The 6,588-nt window shown below is 48.6% G+C and carries 8 protein-coding genes and 1 tRNA gene; 5 read left to right on the top strand and 4 right to left on the bottom strand.

The annotated features are described in order from the left end of the window. On the bottom strand, positions 1-168 hold a 168-nt coding region (locus tag AXFE_RS21230), incomplete at its 3' end, for an IS3 family transposase (RefSeq protein WP_152625799.1). A 1,181-nt stretch (positions 169-1,349) separates the two neighbouring features. On the opposite strand from AXFE_RS21230, the gene AXFE_RS18170 reads away from it, so the two are divergent. From AXFE_RS18170 to AXFE_RS01850, 5 genes are all read left to right on the top strand, one after another. Next, entirely contained in the window at positions 1,350-1,472 is a 123-nt protein-coding gene (locus tag AXFE_RS18170; protein WP_160291689.1) for a PIN domain-containing protein, read from the top strand. 314 nt (positions 1,473-1,786) lie between these two features. Beyond that, positions 1,787-2,803: a hypothetical protein gene (locus AXFE_RS20325; RefSeq protein ID WP_052604194.1), complete on the top strand. Its 1,017-nt coding sequence runs from the start codon at positions 1,787-1,789 to the stop codon at positions 2,801-2,803. Beyond that, positions 2,790-2,972, top strand: a complete 183-nt coding sequence (locus AXFE_RS01860; RefSeq protein ID WP_052604193.1) for a hypothetical protein — start codon at positions 2,790-2,792, stop codon at positions 2,970-2,972. Before AXFE_RS20325 ends, AXFE_RS01860 begins: the two co-directional genes overlap by 14 nt. A 33-nt stretch (positions 2,973-3,005) precedes the next feature. Next, positions 3,006-3,356, top strand: coding sequence for a hypothetical protein (locus AXFE_RS01855; protein WP_052604192.1), 351 nt, complete (start codon positions 3,006-3,008; stop codon positions 3,354-3,356). Positions 3,357-3,401: 45 nt separating this feature from the next. Then, positions 3,402-3,635, top strand: a complete 234-nt coding sequence (locus AXFE_RS01850; RefSeq protein WP_152625798.1) for a hypothetical protein — start codon at positions 3,402-3,404, stop codon at positions 3,633-3,635. Positions 3,636-4,402: 767 nt separating this feature from the next. On the opposite strand, the gene AXFE_RS18955 is transcribed toward AXFE_RS01850, so the two are convergent. The 3 genes from AXFE_RS18955 to AXFE_RS01830 all read right to left on the bottom strand — a co-directional run bounded on the left by AXFE_RS18955 (position 4,403) and on the right by AXFE_RS01830 (position 6,560). Beyond that, a tRNA-Ser gene (locus tag AXFE_RS18955) sits at positions 4,403-4,464 on the bottom strand. A gap of 401 nt (positions 4,465-4,865) precedes the next feature. Beyond that, complete coding sequence (locus tag AXFE_RS01835; RefSeq protein ID WP_160291688.1) at positions 4,866-6,017, bottom strand: exonuclease domain-containing protein; 1,152 nt, start codon at positions 6,015-6,017, stop codon at positions 4,866-4,868. A gap of 189 nt (positions 6,018-6,206) precedes the next feature. Next, positions 6,207-6,560 carry a hypothetical protein gene (locus tag AXFE_RS01830; protein WP_152625797.1) on the bottom strand — a complete coding sequence of 118 codons (354 nt, stop codon included), beginning with the start codon at positions 6,558-6,560 and terminating at the stop codon, positions 6,207-6,209. Between the last annotated feature and the right edge of the window lie 28 nt (positions 6,561-6,588).

The following is a 6,588-nucleotide window of genomic DNA, read 5'->3' as shown; positions in this document are numbered from 1 at the left end:
GGTCGACTTCTTCTTATTTTTATAGGGTACCTTCAAGCCGGCTTGTCGCCAAAGAGACCTTACCTTTTTGATATTGACATGGTATCCCTTGTCTATGACGTAGCGATATGCTCTTTTGTAACCTTGAGCTTTGTGTTCTAGGACAAACGTTCTAAGGAATTGCGTGATCTCTTCGTCTAGATCTGCACTTTTGCGTTCAGGTGCTACGGTACGCTGCGTAGAACGATTTTGACCTGCTACTTTGCAGGCTCGTCTCTTTAGAAACCCCGAATCGTATCTGTAGTTTGTGAACTACCATACGACGACGATTCGGGGTTAGAAGTTTCTTATCGTCACCTCCTTAAGCATGGAGACATCAAGAGTTAGGTCGGCAACGATGCTCTTTAGACGACGGTTCTTTAGATTCAAGTTCCTTGAGTAAGCTTTACTTTGGTTCCCTTCAATGCAGCGTAGGTACTCTTCCATCGGTGCCAGGTCGTCTCGGTAAGTGCAGCGCCTTAGGGCTTTTATGGCAAAGCGGCAACTTCACTTATGGTTGCACCGTCATTTAGCATCTTGTCCCCTTCGGCGATCTTCTTGCGCACCTGCGCCCTGCTTACCTTGAGTAGAACGGGTATGCCTTTTGGACTTCACAATAATTTCCTCCATCTACATTATGGATACAAAGCTCACATTAGTAGCGGATCAATTAAATGGGGGCCTTCCAAATCTCCCGTTGTTTGATTAGAAAATTGTCTTTCGCTTTTCTGAGGATTACGGACAACTCTAAGCCAGGAGTAGCACAAAGGGTAGCTGGTTCCGAAACTACGTATTGGAACCAAACCCCTTTAGTTCGAGTCCAATAGAGCTAAAAACACAACTTTCAGATCCAATTACGGGACTGCTTATTTCTTTGGATCCAAAGAAACGCTCGAGGGGAGTTCTTGAATTCTAAGCAACCATTTTGAGTAAATGCGTTGCTGTCCAATACGCAAAAACGGTCATTTCACAATGGCACCTGTGGTAGGTTAAAAGCACTGGTAAAGAGTTTTGGAATACTCACGAAGTGCGGCGACGGTTATCTGAGTAATTGTGGTGGTCGACGCGAGAGTGCTCATTGCAGAGTTGCTCCGCAGACGAGAACGTGACCTTTTTCGCCATCCGGAGTTGCACAGTGTCGTCGCTCAAGAGCAGTAGTAAGGGACTTGGCACCAACTACCAAAATGAGCAAGGAACATTGTCGAAGGTGGCCATTTGAGCCAATTGCAGGTCGACCTACTGTTGAGCCTCGTTGATGATCGTTTCTCTAGCCGCACCATTGACATCATTCCTTCGTCTGCATACGAGAAGAAGAAGGCAGTCGCACTTCGTTGAGTCCGCAAGATCCGCAGGATTGGGCTCCTGTCGCGCTAGCCATGACCATGGATGCTGGCATTCTTACACGTGACGGTGACTTCCTCGGATGCGGACTTCCGATATGGACGGTGCAGTAGTTGCACTTATCGAGTTGCTGGCCACCCTGGATAAGCTCGATAAATTCGCATATTTAGATCCACCAAAATAAGACGCTGCTGCTGCGGCTCCTCGAAACTTCAACTCAGACGATGGAGGCTATTCTGGGCTGATTTATCCAAACGAACTCGTTGCTATGTCTAACTTGAATCCGCTCAGTATTTGGAAGCTATCTAATCCGGCGATCTGTGCGGGCTCAGGTAGAAAGAGAATCGCGTTCAGAGAATACCGTTGTCGCTAATTTACTTCCCTATAACAGATATATCGGTGCAGCACCGATATATAGTTATATTCGATGAATAACATTAGAGCACATGATGGGCGGACGCCGCGGCTTGTTTCGGCATTGCGCGAAGTACTTCCTCGAGCTGTGACATTGAACGTATCTTCGATAAATGGCTCGGTTGCCACTGTAGCCGTTGGTTCTCGGGAGTTAAAGGTGCGATGGGTTGGAAGGGGTGGTCTTCCTCAGATTCGTGACGTCCTTCAATTTCAGGAACGGCCAGACGTGATCGTGGGTTCGGAGATCTCGCTCGCCGCTCGAGAGTTAGCCTCGCAAGCTGGTGTTGGCTGGGTTGATGAAACGGGAGCTGCTGAGATCGTAGTTGGGAACATCATTATTGCATTATCCGGGAATCGGCAAGCTAAGACCTACGAGCCGAGTTGGAGTCCGACGGTCCTCGGGGTTGCCGAGGCATTGCTCTGTGGCGTACCGGCTACGGTCACGGCAGTAGCGAAGGTGTCAGGGCATTCCACTAGTTCGATTGCAGAGGCGCTAGCCGTTCTTTCGAAGTGGGAGCTGCTCCAGACTAAAGCGTCGAGAGGCCCCCGTTCGGGGCGTCAGGTCGTCGATCCGGATCGTTTGTTGGATGAGTACGCAGACGCTGTGGCCCTGCAACGACCAAAGGCTGAGTTGCGTTGTGGGGTCCTGTGGAGAGACCCTCTGGTCACCGTCAGGGAGTTGGGCGAGCAATTTGATAACGCTGGTATTGCTTGGGCCGCGACGGGGGCGCTCGGAGCGGCGATGCTTGCCCCCTACCTGACTGAGATATCTGGAGGAGACCTCTATGTCGATGGCCGAAGAGAACTGGATCTTCGCAACGCTGCGCGTTTCGCGCACGTTGAGCCTATGGATGGTGGCAGGCTCATCCTCCGACCCTTTCCCACTCAATTCTCTAGACGAACTGCTGGTGAACGAGATGGCATACGCGTAGCCCCCTGGCCGCGGATATATGCCGACCTTCGCCATGTCGGAGTCCGGGGAGAGGAAGCGGCAGAACATTTGAAGGAGGTCCAGCGTGGCACTCGATGATCCTCCTCGCTCCAGAGCAGCTCGTCGTGCAGCCGAAGAAGCGCTGGTCCGAGTGGTGCACCACTATGGAGAGAACCCCGAGTTTGTCCTACTTGGCGGTTTAGTGCCCGATCTGCTCTGCTCAAAATCAGGAGTCATCCACGCCGGCACAACCGACGTCGACGTTTAAGTCGACCTTGAGATAGCAGCCGGCGCGACCAACATGTCCCGTCTCGAGCAGGCTCTCAGCAACGCAGAATTCACTCCCGACCCTCAGCGCGTCTGGCGATGGCAATCAGATGCAGATGGACAGAAGGCCGTCGTCAAGTTTGAACTGCTCGCTGATCTAGAGTATGCGCCGGCCGGCTCCTTGGTCAGCTTCGATGACTGCAAAGAACTCGGAGCGGCGAACCTTCGGGGTACCGGATTTGCAGCTCGCGATTTTTTACCTCGGACTATGAGCGCCCAGGTTGGCGGAAACAAATATTACGTTGATGTGAAAGTCACTGGCCTTGCCGGCTTTCTCTTGGCAAAGATCGCAGCCGCCTATGGGCGACGCAAGGAAAAGGATTAGTATGACATCGCCTTCGTGCTCCTACACAACGACCTAGGTGGGCCAGTGAAAGGAGCAGAACTTGTCGAAGCTCGGTTCGGAAGTGAGCTGGTCGGAGGTGTTCGAACTGCTATTGATGATCTTTACGCTAACTTTGCCAACACTGGCGCCCAAGGACCTGTAGCCTATGCATCTCAAATGATCATCGACCATCCGGAACTCGATGAGAAATCACTACGCGCTGATTCGGTAGTCGAAGTCCGAACTTTTTACACCCGCCTTAATTTAAGCGTTACGTAAATTGCGATTTTGCAATGAAGTTCTCGGCGCGCGCGTGGAAAAGCTCTTTCTGGGAATCTAAAAACTAGCTCCCCAGAGTTGTACAAATTTAGCTGTACAACTAACGGGGCAACATACGATGTTGAATGAATAGATGCTCCTACAGTAATCGAAATGAATTACGTATCCTAGAAGTTCGAAGACATCCCATCGCAATATTTGATTCTTTGCTGATACCGACTACTTTGCACCGCCTCCTGTTGGTGATCCATCCCCTATGCGAGTCGACGACGTCGATTTTATATGCTTATCCGCGTTACCGCCTTTTTCCGAAAGTGGCTAGTTGCGTAGAAATCTCTACACTTCGAAGATCCTCGTAGGGGTACCGCCAAATGGAAGATCGATGTAGGTGACGAAGGGTCACTCTTTTACGAGTGCTACAAATCAACACACAGGACAGCGAACTTCAGAGACGGTCTGCTCAATAGCGATCTCGGCTACGGGACCAATTCTCTGGTAATGGAGGATTCTCACCTCCTTTAAACCAACGAGGGCATTACAAATATCGCTAGGATCGAAAAGGACGGGGGAGCCTATATTGGCTTTGTTTTGTTTCACAGTGTCAACGCTCTTCCAAAACTGAGCCATTCTCCAAGTTTGGAGAATGATCGATTTGGAAGATGGGCATTAATACGGAAGGCTCCGAATTAGATGGCTGAGAGGAATCTGGTTAGAGCCCGCTGAAAGCTGAAGGGCCCCTTTAAGGCTTCTGAAAAGGTGAGGTCTTGCGCGCCCGGAGGGATTCGAACCCCCAACCGTCTGATCCGAAGTCAGATTTAGGTTCGTTCGCAATATATCTGGAATGAGCTTTAATCGTCTTGAACTGCAACAACTTGTTGACTATCAATCAATAAAATGAGGGATAAGTCAAAAAAGTGTGACACGAAATGTGACACGCTCAGTTTTTGGTGACAGATTAGGCTGGCTAGATTGAGCCGAGCACTTCTCTTTCGCCCGCCATTGGTCACCTCAAACTAAGATCGACAAACGCATTTGCAAACTCAAGTTCCTTCTTATTCGAAAGCTTGATGTGATAATCCACCATTGGCAAATATCCTTCTCGACAAAGATTTTTGAGCTTTCGATCAAATGGGGTGTGTTTTTTAGTGTCAATCTCACCAATAAAGATCTGATCGTGAAACAATGCTAAATTTTCGTCTATTATTCGGACGTTACCGACTTCCTTGAAATTCATTCTTTTCGATTTCCCTCGAGTTTTTCCACGATAAGGTCGAGTTGACCAGGATCTATAATTAGAGACAGCGGCGAATGCTTTGGAATACGTAAGGGCGCCTTCCCCAGAATCTGTGGACCTTGAACATCGTGTAGAAATTCAGCTTTACCGTCTTCGTTGTAAGCGTTATTGGACCTCAAGTACACGTTTGCTTTTTGCTCTGACCAGCTTCCGGATAAAGCTTCGTCAAGCAAGGCGGCGCTGTCACCCTTGACCATTCCGATTTGACGTTTGCTAACGGTAAGAGCCCAGACAATCTCATCTCTGAAAGTTAATCGCGTGAGATCGACCGAAACTGTGGCTCCGTATTTTTTCATAATCAAATCGGCCTCAACCGAGTCGAAAGCTGATTGGGTAATTTTAACTCCAGTCGGTACAGCAAAGGAGGCTGGCGTGGGCCATAAAAGTACATCCTTTGAAGGGAGTACCGCCCTGTTAGATCCTCGAACTTCCGCCATTCCCGTAGTCCAAATTTGCCCAGCGACTTTGGCATCCGATCCGGCATTGTGATGATCCAGTGAAAGCCCGAGCTTTTCAGCAATTAGGTCGAGCTTCCAGTATCTCGATTGCGCCCAAGTTGGAATACCAAATTTCGAATCGGTCCAAATCAGACCTGGCGCAGAAAACTCACATGCACGCGCACTTTCGCGAAACACTTCAGAATCAAATCCAACGTTATGGGCAATCACGTACGTGTCTTTTAGAATTGGGTAAAGCTTTTCAAGAATCGCCGAAAAAAGAGGAGCATCAGCGACATCGAGTGCACGGATACCATGAATGTCGTAAAAGACCCATCTGTCAGTACGAGGATTTATTAAAATTGCAGAATTGTGAACTATCTCTTTGCCTCTAAATGCAGCGATGCCGAGGGCGCATGCACTGCTTCTATCTTCGTTTGCAGTTTCAAAGTCAAGGGCAATAAAGTCATATTCAAGATTTGGCAGGTCGCCTATGAACGTGTCGATGTTTTTCGTGTACTTATGTTGATCAGCGACTTTCGCAGGCGCAGTAGTTTTTTGTTTAAATTCCGAATGAAGCTTTCGATTACTTTTTGCGGGATCGTTACCGCGTTGGATCGCGTCTTTGAATTTCTCCCGTAAAGATTTCAACAATTATCCCCCCAGTGTTCCGAATATTTCGTAGCACATTTGAGTACCGAGATTTTCTAAATAGCTTCAAAAATAAATATTTCGTAAGCAAACGTAGTTCTCAGGCTCTTGATATCAACAAGTGTGAAAAAATCGCACACCAGATAAGCGGAGCCTGCCAAAGAACTTGTCACTTTCGCACAATCTAAGCTACCTCCCTTTGCCTCCCTTTTGATTCATCTCTGACCGACTTATTCGTAGGAATAATTGGTACCTCTGATACTGGATTCCAGTCTCTGCATTTGTCCGATATCCACCTTCCTGGTGTAGATTTGCGTTGCTCCCGCCTACAGCTTCGCGCCGCTTAGCAAGTAACTCGATATGTTCGCCGCTGTAAGCCTGCTGTGGGGTTACGAACTTGATACCTGAGTGTTGATGGTCGTTGTTGTAGTGATCAACAAAGTCACTCATCCACTTACGCGATTCTTCAATTGTCGGAAATCCTCCATAGCGATAGTTTGGAAAGTACTTCACGGTCTTGAAGAGCGCAGAGACTCTCTGCATTATCATTTGATACCGAAAAGCCGTGACC

The organism is Acidithrix ferrooxidans, assembly GCF_000949295.1.
Taxonomy (GTDB): domain Bacteria; phylum Actinomycetota; class Acidimicrobiia; order Acidimicrobiales; family Acidimicrobiaceae; genus Acidithrix; species Acidithrix ferrooxidans.
This window is presented reverse-complemented; position numbering and strand designations above follow the sequence as displayed.